Consider the following 17,191-nt stretch of genomic DNA (forward strand, 5'->3'; position numbering starts at 1 on the left):
TCTATGTATAAGAATAATGTAATTAATCACTTGTTGGTCCGCTGAAAACGACTAGTACAATAATAATCCCTGATATAATCATCAAAAAATAGGCAATAATAGCAGTTAGAAATTTAAAGATTCCACCCAATTTATAACGGCTTAAATAAATCATTAATATTGAGATAAACATAAAGCCCATTGATGCAAGAGAAACCCACATTTTCATTAATGACGGTGACATGACTTTCAACTCCTTTTTCCGAAATGATTATAACATACGCTTGTCTGTTTGAAAAAGAAAGTACTATAAAAAAAAAGCTGAGTTAAAGAAAGGGGCATTTCTTTAACTCAAGCTTATGAGACTAAATAACCCATACACCCTGTTCATTTCACCAGTTTGCTTCGTTGCATTGTATGCAAAAAGTAGCCGGCTCGCATCCTCGAATGCCTATATTTAAAAAATATTAGGATTGAGCCGTTTTATTTGTCAAAGTCAGATTCAAGAACGTTCGTTAAATCCTCCATTTCGTTCTTTTTTCCACGTGCCATCAAAAGATCTACTCCCTCCTTTGCATTCACACCATTAAAAAGAACGTCATAAAGAATATCGGTAATGGGCATATTCACTTCATATTTTTCTGCTAGTTGCTTGGCAGCTTTTGTTGTTCTTACACCTTCAACTACCATTCCCATATTATCAAGAACTTCTTGTAAATTATGGCCCTTACCAAGCAAATTCCCTGCCCTCCAATTTCGGGAGTGAACACTTGTACAAGTTGCAATTAAATCTCCAATTCCCGTTAAACCAGAAAATGTAAGGGGACTAGCACCCATATTCATCCCTAAACGGGCAATTTCTGCTAAACCTCTAGTCATTAGCGCAGCCTTTGCATTATCACCATAGCCCAACCCATCTGTAATACCCGCTGCTAGTGCAATAATATTTTTTAATGCCCCGCCAATTTCAACTCCGATAATATCAGGATTTGTATAAACACGGAAATTCTGATTAATAAATAAATCTTGAATTCTTTCAGCCGCATCCATGTTCTTAGATGAAACAGTCACAGTTGTCGGATGCCTTAAAACAACCTCTTCTGCATGACTTGGACCTGATAGAACGACGATACTGTCCAAATTTTCAGGGGATATTTCCTGTTCAATCATTTCAGAAATACGAAGTAAAGTGTCTGGCTCAATTCCCTTGCTCACATGAACAACGGTTAAAGGCTCTTTGCAAATGAAGTTAATTTTGCCGACTGTTTCACGAATCGCTTTTGACGGAACAGCTAGAATAATTGTATGAACTCCCGATAAAGCTTCCTCTAGATCAAAATATCCAGTAATTCCTTCAGGTAGGATTACCTCTGGTAAATATTTTTTATTCGTATGGTATTGATTAATTTCATTTATTTGCTGGAGTTTATGACCCCAAAGACGAACTTCATGGCCATTATCTGCCAGAACCATAGCCAAAGCTGTTCCCCAGCTTCCCGCTCCAACAACAGCTACTCGTTCAAACCTTTGCTCCATTTAATCACTGCCTTATAAAATTATTTGTTTAGCTCAGCGCCTTGGGGCTCGCTGACGAAGTACGCCACGTCCTGTGGCAGCATCGGCACTAGTAAGTCCTGTACGTTGGAAGTCAAAAGCCCCTGATCAAGCTGCTTCTTTATTATTTTCTCTCTCTTGCAAATATCTTGATTGGTGTCCCTTCAAAGCCAAAGGCATCCCGAATTCTATTTTCTAAGAACCGCTCATATGAAAAATGCATTAATTCAGGCTCATTTACAAAAACAACAAAGGTTGGCGGCTTCACCGCAACTTGAGTCGTATAATAAATTCTCAAGCGTCTTCCTTTATCGGTCGGTGTTGGATTCATAGCAATCGCATCCATAATGACATCATTCAGAACACTCGTTTCAACGCGCAATGAATGATTGTCACTTGCGGTATTGATCATTGGAATAAGGGTATGAATCCGTTTTTTTGTTTTTGCGGAAAGGAATACAATCGGAGCGTAATCAAGAAACAAGAAATGCTCACGAATCTTTTGTTCAAATTCCTTCATCGTTTTCTCATCTTTTTCTACAGCATCCCACTTATTCACGACAATGACCACAGCTCGTCCAGCTTCATGAGCATACCCTGCAATCCGTTTGTCCTGCTCGATAATTCCTTCTTCTCCATCTAAAACAACAAGGACTACATCTGAACGTTCAATTGCTCTTAAAGCACGCAAAACACTATATTTTTCAGTTGTTTCATATACCTTACCCTTTTTGCGCATTCCAGCAGTATCAATAATGACATACTTGTCTCCATTATAAGTTAGCTGAGAATCGATTGCATCTCTCGTAGTACCGGCAATATTACTGACAATGACTCGATCTTCGCCTAAAATAGCATTTACAAGTGAGGATTTCCCTACATTAGGACGGCCAATTAATGAAAATTTAATTACATCCTCATCATAATCTTTCTGACCATGCTTTGGAAAATGTCTAGCAGCCTCATCAAGTAAATCTCCTAATCCTAATCCATGTGCACCCGAGATAGGAAAAGGTTCTCCAAATCCTAAAGCATAGAAATCATAAATATGCTCTCGCATTTCAGGATTATCAATTTTATTGACGCCAAGTACGACCGGCTTTTTTGCCCTGTAAAGGATTTTTGCCACTTCTTCATCCGCAGCCGTAACCCCTTCTCTGCCGTTCGCTAAGAAGATTATGACGTCAGCCTCATCAATTGCAATTTCAGCCTGCTGGCGAATTTGCTCAAGAAAAGGCTCATCTCCAATATCAATACCGCCTGTGTCAATTATATTAAAATCATGGTTTAACCATTCTGCTGAACTGTATATACGATCCCTAGTAACTCCGGGAATATCTTCGACAATAGATATACGCTCTCCAACAATTCTGTTAAATATCGTGGATTTTCCAACGTTTGGACGTCCGACAATCGCAATCACTGGCTTTGCCATGAACATCACCCTTTCTTTTCCTAATCAATTTCTCCTCGGCGAAATTGCGCCCAGATTTTATCAAGCTGGCTCAGGTATCCTCTAAAAATCTGAGGCATCTGCCGGAGGCTTAACTTTATACAGCCGGAGTTTAAACCCTTACTGGATTTGACAATTTGTTCGCATACATCCCCACTTATACTAGTGGAAACATCTGCTGAATGAAGGTAAATAAACCCTTCTTATTAGTACAGAGAAGGGCCTAACTTTATAAGTTTATCAAAGCAGTACCTTACTAGCAATTAAAACTTGGAATAACTTGCTGTTTCGCCATTATGCGGATTATTAGTACAATAAATTGCTTATATAAATGTTTCTAAATTCATTTACGATAATTTTTGCTTTCCTTTTTCCTTTTCTAAATGGTTAATATGTTTTTCATAGAAGGAAGTCAAATATTCAAACCCAGACCAAGCACCAAGTAGAGCAGCTGCAAGTGTAATACCATCCAAATAAGCATATGAACCAATTAAATGTGGAAATGAATATTTATTAAGGATGTATGCATAAAGAAATTCACCCTGTATCGAACCAAATAGAATGATGATTAACCGATACACTTTATTTGTATGCAAAATGATTGCTAATGCTATCATAAGCAAGGCCAGCATCCATTTTCGCGGGAAAATTAACCATACAGGATCAAATAGTGCGAATAAATGAAAACAAACATACGCTATCATAACAATGAATGAGCTGAATAATACATAGGCAGCTGTTAATCTTTTGAATTTGCTGATTAATCCTAATAAGGTGCCAGCAAAAAGAATACTTACGTATGATATCTCATATTTGAATAGAAAAAAAGAATATGGAGAAATAATAATGAGTACTAATAACCATAAAGATAAACAAATCCTAATAAAGCTATCCTTTTTCAAAAAAAAGGTTGCGATTACCCAAAATATCCATGCCAGCCAATAAAAGGCCAATCCTTCCATTTCCACACCTCCCATCCTTCCCATTATGGCACTTTCAGTTGTACTTTAATCATTTTTATCGCAGATTAACGGGCTGTAAGATCCCCACTTCGAGAAGTTAAGTAAAACAAAAATTTCTAAGTAGGGGATCAACAGCCCGTAAAGGCCCGATTATAGGAACACAGACTAACAGCGCCACGTCCTGTGGCAACGTCTGTGTGACCCACTTCCTGTGGGCCGCAACTAACAATCAGTGGGGGATGAAGTCTGACTATGATCTCCACGGCCTGTGGCAACACTGGCATTAGCACGTCCTGTGCGTCGAAAACCCCACTGATTGAAGTTTCACTTTATCATCTCTGTTTCGCTGAATAAAATACTTTTGCTAGTCCATGTTAAAGAGAGGGAGGTGTCAATAATGGGAAGAGACCGACAAGAAAAGAAACTGAAAAAGAGCAAAAGAGTTGAATCGGACAGGGACCAAGCACTCCACTATGATGGAGCTACAAAAATGCAAAGCCCAGAGGAAGCTAGGGACTTAAATAATAATAAACTTTAAAAAACAAATGCGTAAGTGACTTCGGAACAATCAAATTACGGATTGTTCCTGCGATGAATAATCTAAAGGAGCTTTCCTTGTGCTCACTCCCGACAAGCACAAGACGAGCCTCTCGGAAAGGTTGATCTGTACCTTTCTGGAAGGATTGATCGAAAAGTGTAGGCGACTGATCAGGGACGACAAGAATAAGACGAGCCCTGCAGGAAGGCGTATTTTGCCTTCTGGAAGGGATTGGCTTATGTCTCGAGTCCCTAGGAGCCGAAACTAGACAAGCTTGTGACCTCGAGGTCGACAAAAACGCGACGTCCTCCCAAAAGCTTCTCTTTTGGTCGTGCGATGATTACGCTTCCGAAGTCTTCCTTGTCCTGTCGCATTGTCGACACTAGTACGTCCTGTACGGCGGGGGTAGGCGCTGTAGCTAGACGTAGAAAAAGCTCTTGCTGATTTACATAGCAAGAGCTTTTTTGTTATTTAGAGATTATTCTCTGACTGTATTTTTTTGTATCGATGCTTCTTTCATTTAACCAATGATGGGTTTTTCCTGAAATGATTAATGGAGCTTGCTGCAACTCTGATACATTACTTGCACCTAATGCAGTAATGATCATCTTAATCTCATCCTGTATGATTTGAAGCTCTTCTATTAATGCTTCTATGCCTTTATTCATTAAAATACTAAGAACAAAGCCAGCCATTCCAACAGCCTCGGCTCCAAGGGCTATTGCTTTTGCAATATCAAGACTTGTCTGAACTCCCCCAGAACCTATAATAGATACATCTTTTGAGTTTTCTTTCGCTTCAATAATTGATACTGCAGTGGGAATACCCCATTCATTAAAAATGGATAGTTCTCTATTTCGCCGTTCATTTTCTATTCTAGCAAAATTAGTGCCGCCAAACCCTCCAACATCGACAGCCGAAACACCGATAGAACGCAGCATTAATACCGTTTCTCTACTCATTCCAAAGCCTACTTCTTTAACGATGATCGGTACATTAGCGGCCTTTACAATCGCTTCTATACGGTGAAGGGCTGTTCGAAAGTCTCGGTCTCCTTCAGGCATTGTTAGTTCCTGAACTACATTTAAATGAATTTGCAATGCATCAGCATTAATCATGTCAATGGCGGCTTTTGCTTGGTCCACTGTTGCTTCACTGCCGAGGTTTCCAAAAATAATGCCGTCTGGATATTCCTTTCGAACGACTTCATAAGATTTTCTTTCTGAAGGATTCTTAAGAGCAGACATTTGCGAACCGACAGCAATTGCCATTCCCATTGCTTTTGCAGCCATTGCCAATTCACGATTAATTCGTAAAGTCTGCTCACCTCCACCGCCTGTCATCCCATTTATAAAAATTGGCGAACTTAAAGAAAGTTCGCCAATTTTTACATTTAAAGTTGCCTGATCTAATGAAGTATGAGGCATACTTTGGTGAATAAAGGTAATATCATCAAAACCTGATAGCCTTTTCTGCCCTGTAGTCAAAGCTAATTGAATATGATCCCATTTACGTTTTGATCTAGACACCATTTATCACCATTATCATTTTAAATTCTTTAATTGATCCCCAATCATTTCGCCGAGCTGAAATCCTTTTGATTCCTCTGGGAGTTCATAATCAGTAACATAATCTGGTTCTTTTTCCTGTAGCTCTTTAATGCTTAGAGATAAACGCTGTTCTTGTTCATTTGCGTCTAAAACTTTAACTTTGATTTCTTGACCTTCTTTTAACACTTCATGCGGAGTTGCAATATGTTTATGTGAAATTTGAGAAATATGAACAAGTCCTTCTACACCAGGGAAAAGCTCTACAAACGCACCATATGAAACAAGTCTTTTTACTACTCCGTCAAGCACACTACCCTTTGGAGCTTTTTCAGATATATTTGACCATGGTCCTGGCTGAGTTTCTTTAATTGATAAAGAAATTCGTCCACTTGCCCGATCAACACTTAGAACCTTTACTTGGACTTTTTGACCTTCTTCTACTACTTCTGAAGGGGTGCTCACATGCTCGTGAGAAAGCTGGGATATATGAACAAGTCCATCTATGCCGCCAATATCAACAAAAGCGCCAAAATCAGTAATTCTTTGAACAGTTCCTTCTAATTCCTGTCCTGCCTCTAAAGAATCAAGGATTTGATTTTTTTGCTTACCCTTTTCTTCCTCGACAACAGCCCGATGAGAGAGAATTAAACGATTTTTATCCTTTTCAAGCTCAACGATTTTAAAGGTCATTGTTTTTCCTTTGTAGTCTGAAAAATCCTCAACAAAGAAATCTTCAACTAATGAAGCAGGGATAAATCCTCTGACACCAAGGTCAACGACTAAACCGCCTTTAACAACATCCTTAATTTCAGCTTCGAAAATTACACCGTTATTAAATTTCTCTTCAAGATCAGCCCATGACTTTTCAGCATCTACTTTTCGTTTTGATAGAATTAATGCATCCTCTTCTACCTTTAAAACTTCAAGCTCCAGCTGATCTCCTTCTGAAACAGCATCACTTGCTTTCTCTACATGAAGACTTGATAATTCACTAATAGGGATAATTCCATCAAGCTTGCTATCATTGATGTTTACAATTACTTGCTTCTCTTCAACCTTTGTAACCTGGCCGGAAACCTTATCGCCAATTTCGAAATTTCTCACTTCAACTTGATTCATCTCTTCTGACATATGTATTCCTCCTTATTTGAAAGGCGGAAGCGCCTTCGCAATATCTAATGATAAAATTCGCCTTTTAACTAACTTCTTATAAACCACTTCTTTTGTCAAGTAAGAAGGTTAGCTATTCTCATTTATCAGTTTGCGAATTTCACTCATAATTAATTCAGTCGTCTCCTCCGCGGAAGCTTTCTTTTCACGTAAAGGAGCCATGTCTATCGGCTTTCCATAAACGACTTTCAATCTTTTAAAAGACTTATATGGACCTATAATAGCACATGGTACAATTGCAGCATCGGTACGAAGAGCAAAAAAACCGGCTCCTGCAAGCCCTTGACCCAACTCACCGGTTTTACTTCTTGTCCCTTCAGGAAATAAGCCCAAAACTTTTCCTTCTTTCAAAATAGCAAGTCCTTTTCTTAGAGCTTCCCTATCACTCATCCCCCTCTTAACTGGAAAGGCATTTAAATCAGGAAGAAGCTTCCCTAAAATAGGCACTCGAAACAATTCTTCCTTAGCCATAAAGTGTACTGCCCTTGGTGCATTGATACCGACTACAGGCGGATCAAAATTATGAATATGATTAGAACAGAGCAGAACACCGCCTTCTTTAGGGAAATGCTCTGTTCCAATTACTTCAAAGCGGTATATTGGCTTTAATATTCCATAAACGACTGATTTTGCAAAAGAGTATAAATTCACTGTCATCCGATCCTTTCATAAGCAAGCACCATGATTCTTTCAACAACCTGATCGATTGATAATGAGGTTGTGTCAATTTCGATTGCATCTGACGCCTTTTTCAATGGTGCAACTGCCCGTTCTGAATCTAATTTATCTCTTGTAGAGATTTCTTCTTTTAATTTCTCTAAATCGGATGGGTAGCCCTTTTGGATATTTTCAGTATGTCTGCGAATCGCTCGTTCATCAACAGATGCCAATAGGAAAATCTTAACCTCTGCTTTGGGCAGAACATGTGTCCCAATATCTCTGCCATCCATAACAACGCCGCCGTTTTCAGCAAAGCTTTTTTGTCTGGCGACCATTTCTTCTCTAACGAGTTTATGTTTTGCAACAATCGAAACGGAATTCGTTACTTCAGCAGTCCTAATTTCATTTGTAACATTTTTTCCGTCTAAATATATGAATTGACCATCTTCACCTGGCAATAATTCAATGGTTGTCTCATTTAAAATATTCAACAAGCCTAGTTCATCCTCTAAGTCCATTTTCATATTTATGGCTTTATATGTTAAAGCTCTATACATAGCCCCTGTGTCGATATAAATATATGATAGTTTTTCAGCTGTAATTTTTGCAACAGTGCTTTTTCCTGCAGCAGCAGGTCCATCAATTGCAATAGAGATTTTTTTATTCATAGTGCCTCCCAAAAACAATTTCTCGTCCATTTTATTTTATCATATGATGGCATAAATAAACGAATAAAACTATGATTACCTCTCTACTTTGAAAAGCATTTATTAAAAACAAAAATAGCAGGCAAGCACCTGCTATCATTGCCCCCTGAATGTTTCAAGGAATTCCGTAAAGTTATTATCCGTGACACCCTCATATTGAGTAAGCTGTTTGAGTTCAGGAAAAATATTAAATTTATGAAAAAACAATTGGGTTATGAAGAGGAATAAGAACTGTATAATGACAACTTTTATTAGTATTCTTTCAATCGATTTCATAACGATCTCCCCGCATGGTTAATATATTTAAAGTATGCGAGTAATTTTTACTTTTTATTCCTATCTATTATATTTCTATCCCTTTTTTCTTATAGGCAAGCTGGCGGTCAAAACAGAAGCGAAGCAATACCTGTCTATCAGTCGGTGAAATATCAATAAATTGAAGAGAGATTAGCGATTTCCACTCATTGACTGCAACGATCCTGACAATTTTACTTTTTAGTTTTAAATAATGGGTTTCCCCATTTTGCATCGGAAGAACAAACCAACTATGGACCATCATATTTTGTGATATAGGTCTCTTTCTGTCATTAATGATGGCAGCCCCCCCAGCACTAATGTCATCTGTAACCGTTACAAATGGAGCAAATTCCCCTTCGATCGGATGAATAGCGGCATCCACCCCTGTTTCAATACGAACAAATTGCCGGCGCTGTATCTTAACAAGTTGTTCAATACCCGGATAGGATAATATAATCATTGGAATATTGCCTTTGACTTTTCTAAGTACCTCACATTCAAATAGATAAACAGACCCATCCCCTGAGATAAACGATCCTTTTAATTGTGTACCATCTATAAGAAAAACGGTTCTATTCGTATTCATATTTATCGGATAATCGATATATACCGAATTGTCCCCTTTTTCTAAAATTTTGCATTTGTATTTCTCAACACTTTTCGAATACCTCGGTTCTAAAAAAAGTACATCACCAATTTTTATCATGCTGACCACACTTTCTCTGTCCATTTTCTTTCAATAGGATAATCTTGTCATTTTATTATGACATGTATACTAGTGTTTGTACATCGACATTTATATGCAAAAAGAAAAGGAAAGGCTTAAGACCTTTCCTTAAAGAACATCTTCATAAATCGGTTCTGCATTTTTTAGTTTTTCAACAAGTTCTTCATGCCCATTTTCTGCATTAATAAAGATCCGGTACGTATCGTTACCAAGTGTGCCAAGGAACTCATAACAGAGAACCTCTTTCCCTAAATCATTTTCAATAACTGCAAGCCTGTTTTCCATAACTTTAACTTGAGGATTTATATCAGAACGAGCATTTTCAAGAGAAATGGCCGGTTTCTGAATGATTCTATTGTGGTTGCTTTTCAAATAGTTCCCTGCTGAAAACCCAACGATATTCCCATTATCTAATGCAACCTTTACTTTAATGGAGTCTGGATAAATTCTAATATCATCCTGCTTTGAAACGAAGTTAAATACTCCTGTATGATTGTACTGTGCACTTTCAAAAAGTTCCAAACCATTAAATCCATTATCATTCAGAAATTTAAGTGCTTGATTGCTTGCCTCATTCAAGCTTATTGTTTGTTTATTTATATCTCTTGAGAGAATAAACCAGATTGGATATCCGCCTTTTTTAGTAATATCCATGTTGGCTTCTTGTTTTGCTTTCTGATTCAAAATAGAAACACTATAAAATCCATAATCAGAGCCTTTTCCATTCTCTGTCACTTGAACGGCAACATCATTATTAAAACCTGAATATTTTTTAGCAATATTGATTGCATCTTGCTGTGAAATCACCTTGCCTTTTATGTTTTTAAAATTGTTAGCTTCCTTCTCTAAACTGACTTTTGTTGGGCCAAGATCCGTTTCTCCGTAGCCCTCGACTGTTTTTTCTACCGTTTTGAATCCGTCAATAATGGTATTATCAGCATTTTCTTTGCCTGTAGCAATTGCCATTTCTACATCCATCCAGCGAAGATTATTTTTGAGAACTAAGTGCTGCACTTTCCGTAATTCTTTCTGGATCTCAGCAGAGTTGGAATATAATTTTTTTAGGTTCTCATATTCTTTATCAGTTAATGGTTCCTTATCTAAATCCCTAACAGCCGTCCTGTAACTAAAATCACCAATATTTGCAAGAAACTCCTCTGTTTTATTAAATGGCAATAACGTTAGCGGCAGCTGACCGACATTTGTATGTGCCTCTGATGTAAGTCTCCAAACATCAGCCAAAGCTGGAGATAAGGATTTACGGGAATTCATTGCCAATGTTGTTCCGATCTTATCATGCAGTAAATCTACATTATACGTTAAGCTGTGGAAGGCATTCTGATAATTATTTTCCGCGTTCATTAAGATTGCATTTTTTTCACGATGCTCTTGATAGCCCCAAAATGCAGTTCCAGCCACACCTAATGTAAGTACGCCAATTAATATTCCTCTAATCAATATTCCTCACCTCTTTATTTGCAAAAAATATGTTTCCCAATCCGCTTAATTTGCGGACGTGTCCAAATCCATGCACTAGTTGCAGTATCAGGATTAAAATAATAAAGTGCCTGTCCTGTAGGGTCCCAGCCATTAATGGCATCAATAACAGCTTCTTTTGCTCTCTCATTAGGAGTAAGCCAAATCTGGCCATCTGCCACAGCAGTAAATGCTCCTGGTTCAAAAATTACGCCTGATACGGTATTCGGGAATGATGCACTGTTTACACGGTTCAAAATAACAGCCGCTACTGCCACTTGCCCTGTATATGGCTCTCCTCTTGCTTCACCATAAACAGCATTAGCCATTAATTGAATATCATTTTGCGAAAAACCGTTAGGCATATTAGCTGCTGTTGGTTTTTGGGCTGTTTGATTCTTTGCAGGAGCAGGCGTACTTTTTGCTGGTTTTTTTTGCGATTCGAGATTTACTCCCCCGTAATGAGTAAATTTATTGCCTTTGGCAATTTGCTCCTTTACAAATTGCTGATTATATTTAGATGCCTTGACGAGCTTGTTTTTCGTATCAGCTCCTGCCATCCCATCAATTTCGAGTCCAAATTCATATTGAAAATTTCTTAAAGCCCAATACGTTCCCCATCCAAATACCCCATCGATCTTTCCGTTGTAAAATCCTAAGTATTGCAGTCTTGACTGTAATTCAATTACATCATCTCCAACAGCTCCTTGCTGAATGACTTGATTGGTAAAAGCTGTTGCCCTCTGCTCGTTTCCACTCATAGGGACTAAAATCATACAAATAGAGACAATAAGAATTACTTTAGTAAACAAAAAGTTCTTTTTCATGAATCGTACCTCCAAAGTAAATCTTGATGACATTATCTCTATATTTTGTAGTAGCTGGTTTTTTATGCAAATCCCTTGTTATTTTTTGACGAATAAAAAAAACTCCTCATTTATGAATGAAGAGTTGCTTTTAGTAGTTTAGCTGGTTCTCTATATGTTTCGCGCTTAATTCGCGGGCCTTCTTAACCTTTCTTAATCCAAACCACCAAAGAAATATCATGAATGGGAACATAATGATCAGCCAATTTTCTTGGGTAATCAGGATGAAGTCATACGTACCGTGAAGAATAACAGGAAATAGGAAGGAAAGCATAAGCCATTTCGCCTTAGAGGTTGCTGAAAATTTCCCTTTTCCTATATAATAGCCCATAATAACACCAAATAAAGCATGACTGGAAACAGGCAGAAGCGCTCGGCCAATCGCATGCTCTAAGCCATGGGAAATAAGATACAAGATGTTTTCCAACGAAGCAAACCCTAATGATACAGATGCACCATATACAATACCATCATATGGTTCATCAAAATCAACATGCTGATAGACTGCATAAAACAGGATAAACCATTTAAAAAATTCTTCCAGCATCCCTGAAGAAAGAAATGCATTTATAAAGCTTGATTGTATATTGTACTCTGTTTCCAGAACATATTGAATAAACGCAATGGGGAAAACAAGAATTGCACCAAATAAAAAGGTCCTAAAAACTGTAAAAACCGGCTCAGAGCCATATTGATCTTTCAAATAAAAATAGCTTAATAGCGCTAATCCAGGGGCAATACCCGCAGATAAAATACCAAGCATGTACTGTCCTCTTTTCTATAAATTAATGAGGTCATTTCCCCAATATGCAGCTAAATTTCATCATTAGCAATGAATTTTTGTACCATTATCCATTACTTTTATCGTAACATGATGAAGGAAGAAAGAAAATGGATTATCAAATTTTGGAATAAGAAATATGTTAAATCTCTAAAATAGTAAACTTTCATTCAATTATACACTTTTTACACTAAATTAGTTTTATATTTTTGTAAAGTTGGAGGTATTCAGTATGCAAAAGGAAAAAATTCTTGTTATACATACAGGCGGAACGATTTCAATGAGTGAAGATGCATCTACTGGAGCTGTTAAGCCGTCTGAAAGCAATCCGATTACGGAAAAAACGAAAGAACTGCTTACACTAGCAGACATTATTATCGAGGAGCCATTTCATCTTCCTTCCCCGCATATTACTCCTGTGGAAATGCTTATGCTGAAGGATCTAATTAATCGCTATTTAGAGAAAAAAGAAATCTCTGGAGTCGTAATTACACATGGAACAGATACACTAGAGGAAACAGCGTATTTCCTGCACTTAACAGTTCAGACTTCTCTGCCCATTGTCGTAACAGGTGCTATGAGGTCAAGCAATGAAATTGGTGCAGACGGCCTCTACAATTTAATTACTTCTATTAAAGTTGCTTCATGTGAAGAGGCAAAATATAAAGGGGTTCTTGTCGTATTGAACGATGAGATTCATACAGCAGAGAATGTTACGAAGACTCATACAAGTAATGTTTCCACCTTCCAAAGTCCTCAATATGGACCGATTGGAATTGTGACAAAAAGAGGCGTGTTTTTCCACCATCTGCCAACGAACAATGAATTTTATGACATTGATCATGTATCGACACGCGTTGCCTTAATAAAAGCACATGCTGGGATGGATTCAACACTTCTGTTTGCCATCCGTGACTTAAACTATCAGGGAGTAGTTATTGAGGCATTAGGTCAAGGTAATTTGCCGCCTGCAACAGTAGAAGGGATTAAGGCCCTTATAGAAAAAAACATACCTGTTGTCATCGTATCCAGATGCTTTAATGGAATAGCCCAAGACGTTTATAGTTATGAAGGCGGAGGAAAAAAACTTAAAGATTTAGGAGTCATTTTTTCCAATGGCTTAAATGGTCAGAAAGCACGAATCAAACTGCTCGTTGGTTTAGCCACCACCAATAGCAGTAAAGAAATTGAAGAGATGTTCATGGTTTAATGGTGAATGTAAAAGAAATCGGCGAAAAATGCCGATTTCTTTTTTACTTCTTATATTCTTTATTGACGATTGCCTTTGCAATTAAATCACCATGAAACCGGCCATTTTCAATAAAAATTTCATTCGCATTATTGCCAGCAGCAATGACACCAGCAATATAAATCCCTTCGACATTTGTTTCCATTGTCTCAATATTAAATATCGGCCTTCCTGTCTCGGAATCGATATGGACGCCCATCGCTTGCAGAAAGTGATGGTCTGGATGGTAGCCTGTCATGGCAAATACAAAATCATTTTTTATCTCAAAACATTCTTCTTTTACTGTATAAATCACTTTATCGTTTAAAATCTCCTTCACATGCGCATTGAATTCCATTTTGATCACCCCATTACGGATTAGGGAATCAAACTCAGGCAAGATCCATGGCTTTACACTTGGTGAATATTCGCTTCCCCTATAAATAACTGTAACTCTCGCACCAGCTTTCACTAATTCTAATGCAGCATCCACACTAGAATTTTTTCCGCCTACTACTATGACATCTTTATCAAAATACGGATGGGCTTCTTTAAAATAATGAAATACCTTAGTCAATCCTTCACCTGGAACATTCATGTAATTCGGATGATCATAATAGCCTGTTGCAATTATTACATTCTTCGACCTGTATTCATCCTTATCTGTCATTACTAAAAATCCGCTTTCTTGTTTCGTAACCGACAAAACCTTTTCGTAAGCATTTATTTGGATTTTTTTTCGTTTAACAACTTCTCGATAATAGGACAACGCTTCGTTTCTTCTTGGTTTATAGTCAACTGTAATAAAAGGCACTCCGCCAATTTCCAGCTTTTCACTAGTACTAAAAAAAGTTTGATGTGTTGGATAATGGTAAATGGCATTAACGATATTTCCTTTTTCAATCACAAGCGGATTCATTCCTATTTCCTGAAGAGAAATCGCAGCTGCTAACCCACACGGACCTCCCCCTACAATAATTGCTTCTTCACATTTCATTTTTAGTTCTCCCTTCAATAAATAAAAATCTCCCATCAAATATGATAGGAGATTTTTCATTAAGATTCAAATAATGAACTTATACCCAGCCGCGGAATCTTGATGCCTCAGCCATTTTGCGCACGCCAACCATATAAGCAGCAAGACGCATATCTACACGGCGGGATTGTGAAGTTTCATAAATATTATTAAAGGATTGTACTAAAATCTTTTCAAGCTTTTCTGCAATTTCTTCTTCTGACCAGTAGTAGCCTTGGTTATTTTGCACCCACTCGAAGTAAGAAACTGTAACACCGCCTGCAGACGCTAATACATCTGGAACGAGAAGAATTCCACGCTCAGTTAAAATTTGCGTAGCCTCTAATGTAGTTGGCCCATTTGCTGCTTCTACTACAATTTTCGCTTTAATGTTATGTGCGTTTTCATCCGTAATTTGGTTTTCAATTGCAGCTGGAACTAAAATATCACAGTCTAATTCTAAAAGCTCTTTATTTGTAATTGTATCATTAAATAAATTAGTTACTGTTCCGAAGCTATCGCGGCGGTCTAATAAATAATCAATATCAAGTCCATTAGGATCATGTAATGCACCGTAAGCATCAGAAATACCAATCACTTTTGCACCAGCGTCATGAAGGAACTTAGATAAGAAGCTTCCTGCGTTACCAAAGCCTTGAACTACAACACGAGCACCTTCTAATTCAATGCCGCGCTTCTTAGCAGCTTCTCTAATACAAATTGTTACCCCTTTAGCTGTTGCTGTCTCACGGCCGTGAGATCCACCTAGTACTAATGGCTTTCCAGTAATAAAGCCTGGTGAATTAAATTCATCCATTCTGCTGTACTCGTCCATCATCCATGCCATAATTTGTGAATTTGTAAATACATCTGGCGCTGGAATGTCTTTTGTAGGTCCAACGATTTGGCTTATGGCACGTACATATCCACGGCTCAAAGCTTCTAATTCACGGAATGACATATTACGCGGGTCGCAGATAATACCGCCCTTACCACCGCCATATGGCAAATCAACAATACCACATTTTAAACTCATCCAAATCGATAGAGCTTTAACTTCCTTTTCAGTAACACCAGGATGGAAACGAATTCCACCTTTTGTAGGCCCAACCGCATCATTATGCTGTGCCCGGTAGCCGGTAAAGACTTTAACTGTTCCATCATCCATCCGGACTGGGATTTTAACTGTCATCATTCGAAGAGGCTCTTTTAATAATTCAAACACCTCATCAGAATAACCTAGCTTTTCCAAAGCCTTATGAATAACCGTTTGCGTTGACTTTAATACGTCAAGCTTGTCTTCTTTTTTAGTATCAGTACCATGATTGGCTACCATTAGTAAACCTCCTAGAAATCACTATCATTTGTTGTTCGCTTCCATGCAATAGTATACACCTTTGATTAATATATGCAAGATAGTAGAAATATTTTTCCGCATTTTTTGATAATTTTATGTAACCGTTTTTACTATTGTTTTATTAAGGAAAAAATCATTTTTTAAATAAACGGCAGATTAGTTTGGAAAGGGAGAAAACGATCCTCCCTCCTCTATTAATTACGAAAGAAATGCATAAGTTTCTCCACAGCCTGATCTTTCATTATTTCCGTTCCATATTCTTCTACCACATGAATACTTATAATAGCTGGATTCCCATACTCCGCTATAATAGCTATAAGTTTATTTTTATCGTCCGGATTTTGGTTTTTCAGATGAATATAATAATGATTATTATAAGCATACAAGCTTGTGTTTGTTATGTTTAATATATGAAGACGCCTTGCCAGCTGAATGACATTTTCGAAGTCTTCCAATTCAAAGAATAATTCCTCGCTGCCATCCATGATAACCTGCATTTCTATAAAGCCATCTTGAAGCAGTTCCTCATCATTCTGATCCTCCATCGTTACGATCATAATCATCCCTTGTGCCTGCATGGAGAATATCTCTACTGCAACAGAGCCTTGAATTTCTACCCCAAATTCTTCACTTGCCTCTTCAAGCATATCATGGAAAAGCTGATGCCATTTCATCGAATCCTTCCAAATATCTTCTTTCGTTAGCCCTCTTTCCGATAAATCATCTTGAGTTAGAAAAATTTTGATTTTGTTATAATTTAAACGTTCTAAGCGCATGTAACTGCCCCCTGCCGTGAACTAACTCTTTTATTTAGTGTATGACAGAAACAAAGGATGGTGAGTCGTCTAAGTTATTTACCTTATGCGCTTTA

At 37.6% G+C, this 17,191-nt stretch carries 18 protein-coding genes; 2 read left to right on the forward strand and 16 right to left on the reverse strand.

Annotation, left to right across the window (positions count from 1 at the left end; genetic code table 11):
* Positions 1-22: 22 nt before the first annotated feature.
* From V7122_RS15820 to V7122_RS15835, 4 genes are all read right to left on the reverse strand, one after another.
* Positions 23-223 (reverse strand): DUF2768 domain-containing protein, encoded by a 201-nt coding sequence (locus tag V7122_RS15820; RefSeq protein ID WP_335347297.1) that lies wholly within the window; start codon positions 221-223, stop codon positions 23-25.
* A gap of 239 nt (positions 224-462) precedes the next feature.
* Entirely contained in the window at positions 463-1,515 is a 1,053-nt protein-coding gene (locus tag V7122_RS15825; protein WP_335527521.1) for an NAD(P)H-dependent glycerol-3-phosphate dehydrogenase, read from the reverse strand.
* A gap of 142 nt (positions 1,516-1,657) precedes the next feature.
* Positions 1,658-2,968, reverse strand: a complete 1,311-nt coding sequence (gene der / locus V7122_RS15830; RefSeq protein WP_335527524.1) for a ribosome biogenesis GTPase Der — start codon at positions 2,966-2,968, stop codon at positions 1,658-1,660.
* A 365-nt stretch (positions 2,969-3,333) separates the two neighbouring features.
* Positions 3,334-3,948 (reverse strand): YphA family membrane protein, encoded by a 615-nt coding sequence (locus V7122_RS15835; protein ID WP_335354761.1) that lies wholly within the window; start codon positions 3,946-3,948, stop codon positions 3,334-3,336.
* Positions 3,949-4,345: 397 nt separating this feature from the next.
* Between V7122_RS15835 and V7122_RS15840 the strand changes: the two genes are divergently transcribed.
* Positions 4,346-4,486 (forward strand): YpzI family protein, encoded by a 141-nt coding sequence (locus V7122_RS15840; protein ID WP_335354760.1) that lies wholly within the window; start codon positions 4,346-4,348, stop codon positions 4,484-4,486.
* A gap of 467 nt (positions 4,487-4,953) precedes the next feature.
* On the opposite strand, the gene fni is transcribed toward V7122_RS15840, so the two are convergent.
* The 9 genes from fni to prsW form a co-directional block, all read right to left on the reverse strand.
* Positions 4,954-6,015 (reverse strand): type 2 isopentenyl-diphosphate Delta-isomerase, encoded by a 1,062-nt coding sequence (gene fni / locus V7122_RS15845; protein ID WP_335346402.1) that lies wholly within the window; start codon positions 6,013-6,015, stop codon positions 4,954-4,956.
* A 15-nt stretch (positions 6,016-6,030) separates the two neighbouring features.
* Positions 6,031-7,167, reverse strand: a complete 1,137-nt coding sequence (gene rpsA / locus V7122_RS15850) for a 30S ribosomal protein S1 (RefSeq protein ID WP_335346401.1) — start codon at positions 7,165-7,167, stop codon at positions 6,031-6,033.
* A 108-nt stretch (positions 7,168-7,275) separates the two neighbouring features.
* Positions 7,276-7,857 carry a lysophospholipid acyltransferase family protein gene (locus V7122_RS15855; protein ID WP_335346400.1) on the reverse strand — a complete coding sequence of 194 codons (582 nt, stop codon included), beginning with the start codon at positions 7,855-7,857 and terminating at the stop codon, positions 7,276-7,278.
* A 2-nt stretch (positions 7,858-7,859) separates the two neighbouring features.
* On the reverse strand, positions 7,860-8,534 hold the full coding sequence (gene cmk / locus V7122_RS15860) for a (d)CMP kinase (protein WP_335346399.1): 675 nt from the start codon (positions 8,532-8,534) through the stop codon (positions 7,860-7,862).
* 135 nt (positions 8,535-8,669) lie between these two features.
* Complete coding sequence (locus tag V7122_RS15865) at positions 8,670-8,849, reverse strand: YpfB family protein (protein WP_066294227.1); 180 nt, start codon at positions 8,847-8,849, stop codon at positions 8,670-8,672.
* A 67-nt stretch (positions 8,850-8,916) separates the two neighbouring features.
* Positions 8,917-9,576, reverse strand: a complete 660-nt coding sequence (locus V7122_RS15870; RefSeq protein WP_335527528.1) for a flagellar brake protein — start codon at positions 9,574-9,576, stop codon at positions 8,917-8,919.
* 129 nt (positions 9,577-9,705) lie between these two features.
* A complete protein-coding gene (gene ypeB / locus V7122_RS15875; RefSeq protein WP_335346397.1) occupies positions 9,706-11,055 on the reverse strand; it encodes a germination protein YpeB in 1,350 nt (449 codons plus the stop codon).
* Between the two features lie 14 nt (positions 11,056-11,069).
* Positions 11,070-11,900, reverse strand: coding sequence for a spore cortex-lytic enzyme (gene sleB, locus V7122_RS15880; RefSeq protein WP_335346396.1), 831 nt, complete (start codon positions 11,898-11,900; stop codon positions 11,070-11,072).
* 130 nt (positions 11,901-12,030) lie between these two features.
* Entirely contained in the window at positions 12,031-12,702 is a 672-nt protein-coding gene (prsW, locus tag V7122_RS15885) for a glutamic-type intramembrane protease PrsW (RefSeq protein ID WP_335346395.1), read from the reverse strand.
* A gap of 250 nt (positions 12,703-12,952) precedes the next feature.
* Here prsW and V7122_RS15890 point away from each other — a divergent pair, with 250 nt between their 5' ends.
* On the forward strand, positions 12,953-13,930 hold the full coding sequence (locus V7122_RS15890) for an asparaginase (RefSeq protein WP_335527532.1): 978 nt from the start codon (positions 12,953-12,955) through the stop codon (positions 13,928-13,930).
* Between the two features lie 43 nt (positions 13,931-13,973).
* On the opposite strand, the gene V7122_RS15895 is transcribed toward V7122_RS15890, so the two are convergent.
* From V7122_RS15895 to V7122_RS15905, 3 genes are all read right to left on the reverse strand, one after another.
* Positions 13,974-14,945, reverse strand: coding sequence for a YpdA family putative bacillithiol disulfide reductase (locus V7122_RS15895; RefSeq protein ID WP_335346393.1), 972 nt, complete (start codon positions 14,943-14,945; stop codon positions 13,974-13,976).
* Between the two features lie 79 nt (positions 14,946-15,024).
* Positions 15,025-16,299, reverse strand: coding sequence for a Glu/Leu/Phe/Val family dehydrogenase (locus tag V7122_RS15900; RefSeq protein WP_066294204.1), 1,275 nt, complete (start codon positions 16,297-16,299; stop codon positions 15,025-15,027).
* Positions 16,300-16,514: 215 nt separating this feature from the next.
* Positions 16,515-17,096 (reverse strand): genetic competence negative regulator, encoded by a 582-nt coding sequence (locus V7122_RS15905; protein WP_335353854.1) that lies wholly within the window; start codon positions 17,094-17,096, stop codon positions 16,515-16,517.
* Between the last annotated feature and the right edge of the window lie 95 nt (positions 17,097-17,191).

Origin of the sequence: Bacillus sp. JJ1532 (assembly GCF_036965085.1) — a bacterium.
Lineage (GTDB): Bacteria > Bacillota > Bacilli > Bacillales > Cytobacillaceae > Cytobacillus.

What these genes read in the sequence shown, in the direction of transcription:
- V7122_RS15820 (WP_335347297.1), bottom strand. Translation starts at nt 223, where the DNA reads ATGTCACCGTCATTAATGAAAATGTGGGTTTCTCTTGCATCAATGGGC.
- V7122_RS15825 (WP_335527521.1), bottom strand. Translation starts at nt 1,515, where the DNA reads ATGGAGCAAAGGTTTGAACGAGTAGCTGTTGTTGGAGCGGGAAGCTGG.
- der (WP_335527524.1), bottom strand. Translation starts at nt 2,968, where the DNA reads ATGGCAAAGCCAGTGATTGCGATTGTCGGACGTCCAAACGTTGGAAAA.
- V7122_RS15835 (WP_335354761.1), bottom strand. Translation starts at nt 3,948, where the DNA reads ATGGAAGGATTGGCCTTTTATTGGCTGGCATGGATATTTTGGGTAATC.
- V7122_RS15840 (WP_335354760.1), top strand. Translation starts at nt 4,346, where the DNA reads ATGGGAAGAGACCGACAAGAAAAGAAACTGAAAAAGAGCAAAAGAGTT.
- rpsA (WP_335346401.1), bottom strand. Translation starts at nt 7,167, where the DNA reads ATGTCAGAAGAGATGAATCAAGTTGAAGTGAGAAATTTCGAAATTGGC.
- cmk (WP_335346399.1), bottom strand. Translation starts at nt 8,534, where the DNA reads ATGAATAAAAAAATCTCTATTGCAATTGATGGACCTGCTGCTGCAGGA.
- V7122_RS15865 (WP_066294227.1), bottom strand. Translation starts at nt 8,849, where the DNA reads ATGAAATCGATTGAAAGAATACTAATAAAAGTTGTCATTATACAGTTC.
- V7122_RS15870 (WP_335527528.1), bottom strand. Translation starts at nt 9,576, where the DNA reads ATGATAAAAATTGGTGATGTACTTTTTTTAGAACCGAGGTATTCGAAA.
- sleB (WP_335346396.1), bottom strand. Translation starts at nt 11,900, where the DNA reads ATGAAAAAGAACTTTTTGTTTACTAAAGTAATTCTTATTGTCTCTATT.
- prsW (WP_335346395.1), bottom strand. Translation starts at nt 12,702, where the DNA reads ATGCTTGGTATTTTATCTGCGGGTATTGCCCCTGGATTAGCGCTATTA.
- V7122_RS15890 (WP_335527532.1), top strand. Translation starts at nt 12,953, where the DNA reads ATGCAAAAGGAAAAAATTCTTGTTATACATACAGGCGGAACGATTTCA.
- V7122_RS15895 (WP_335346393.1), bottom strand. Translation starts at nt 14,945, where the DNA reads ATGAAATGTGAAGAAGCAATTATTGTAGGGGGAGGTCCGTGTGGGTTA.
- V7122_RS15900 (WP_066294204.1), bottom strand. Translation starts at nt 16,299, where the DNA reads ATGGTAGCCAATCATGGTACTGATACTAAAAAAGAAGACAAGCTTGAC.
- V7122_RS15905 (WP_335353854.1), bottom strand. Translation starts at nt 17,096, where the DNA reads ATGCGCTTAGAACGTTTAAATTATAACAAAATCAAAATTTTTCTAACT.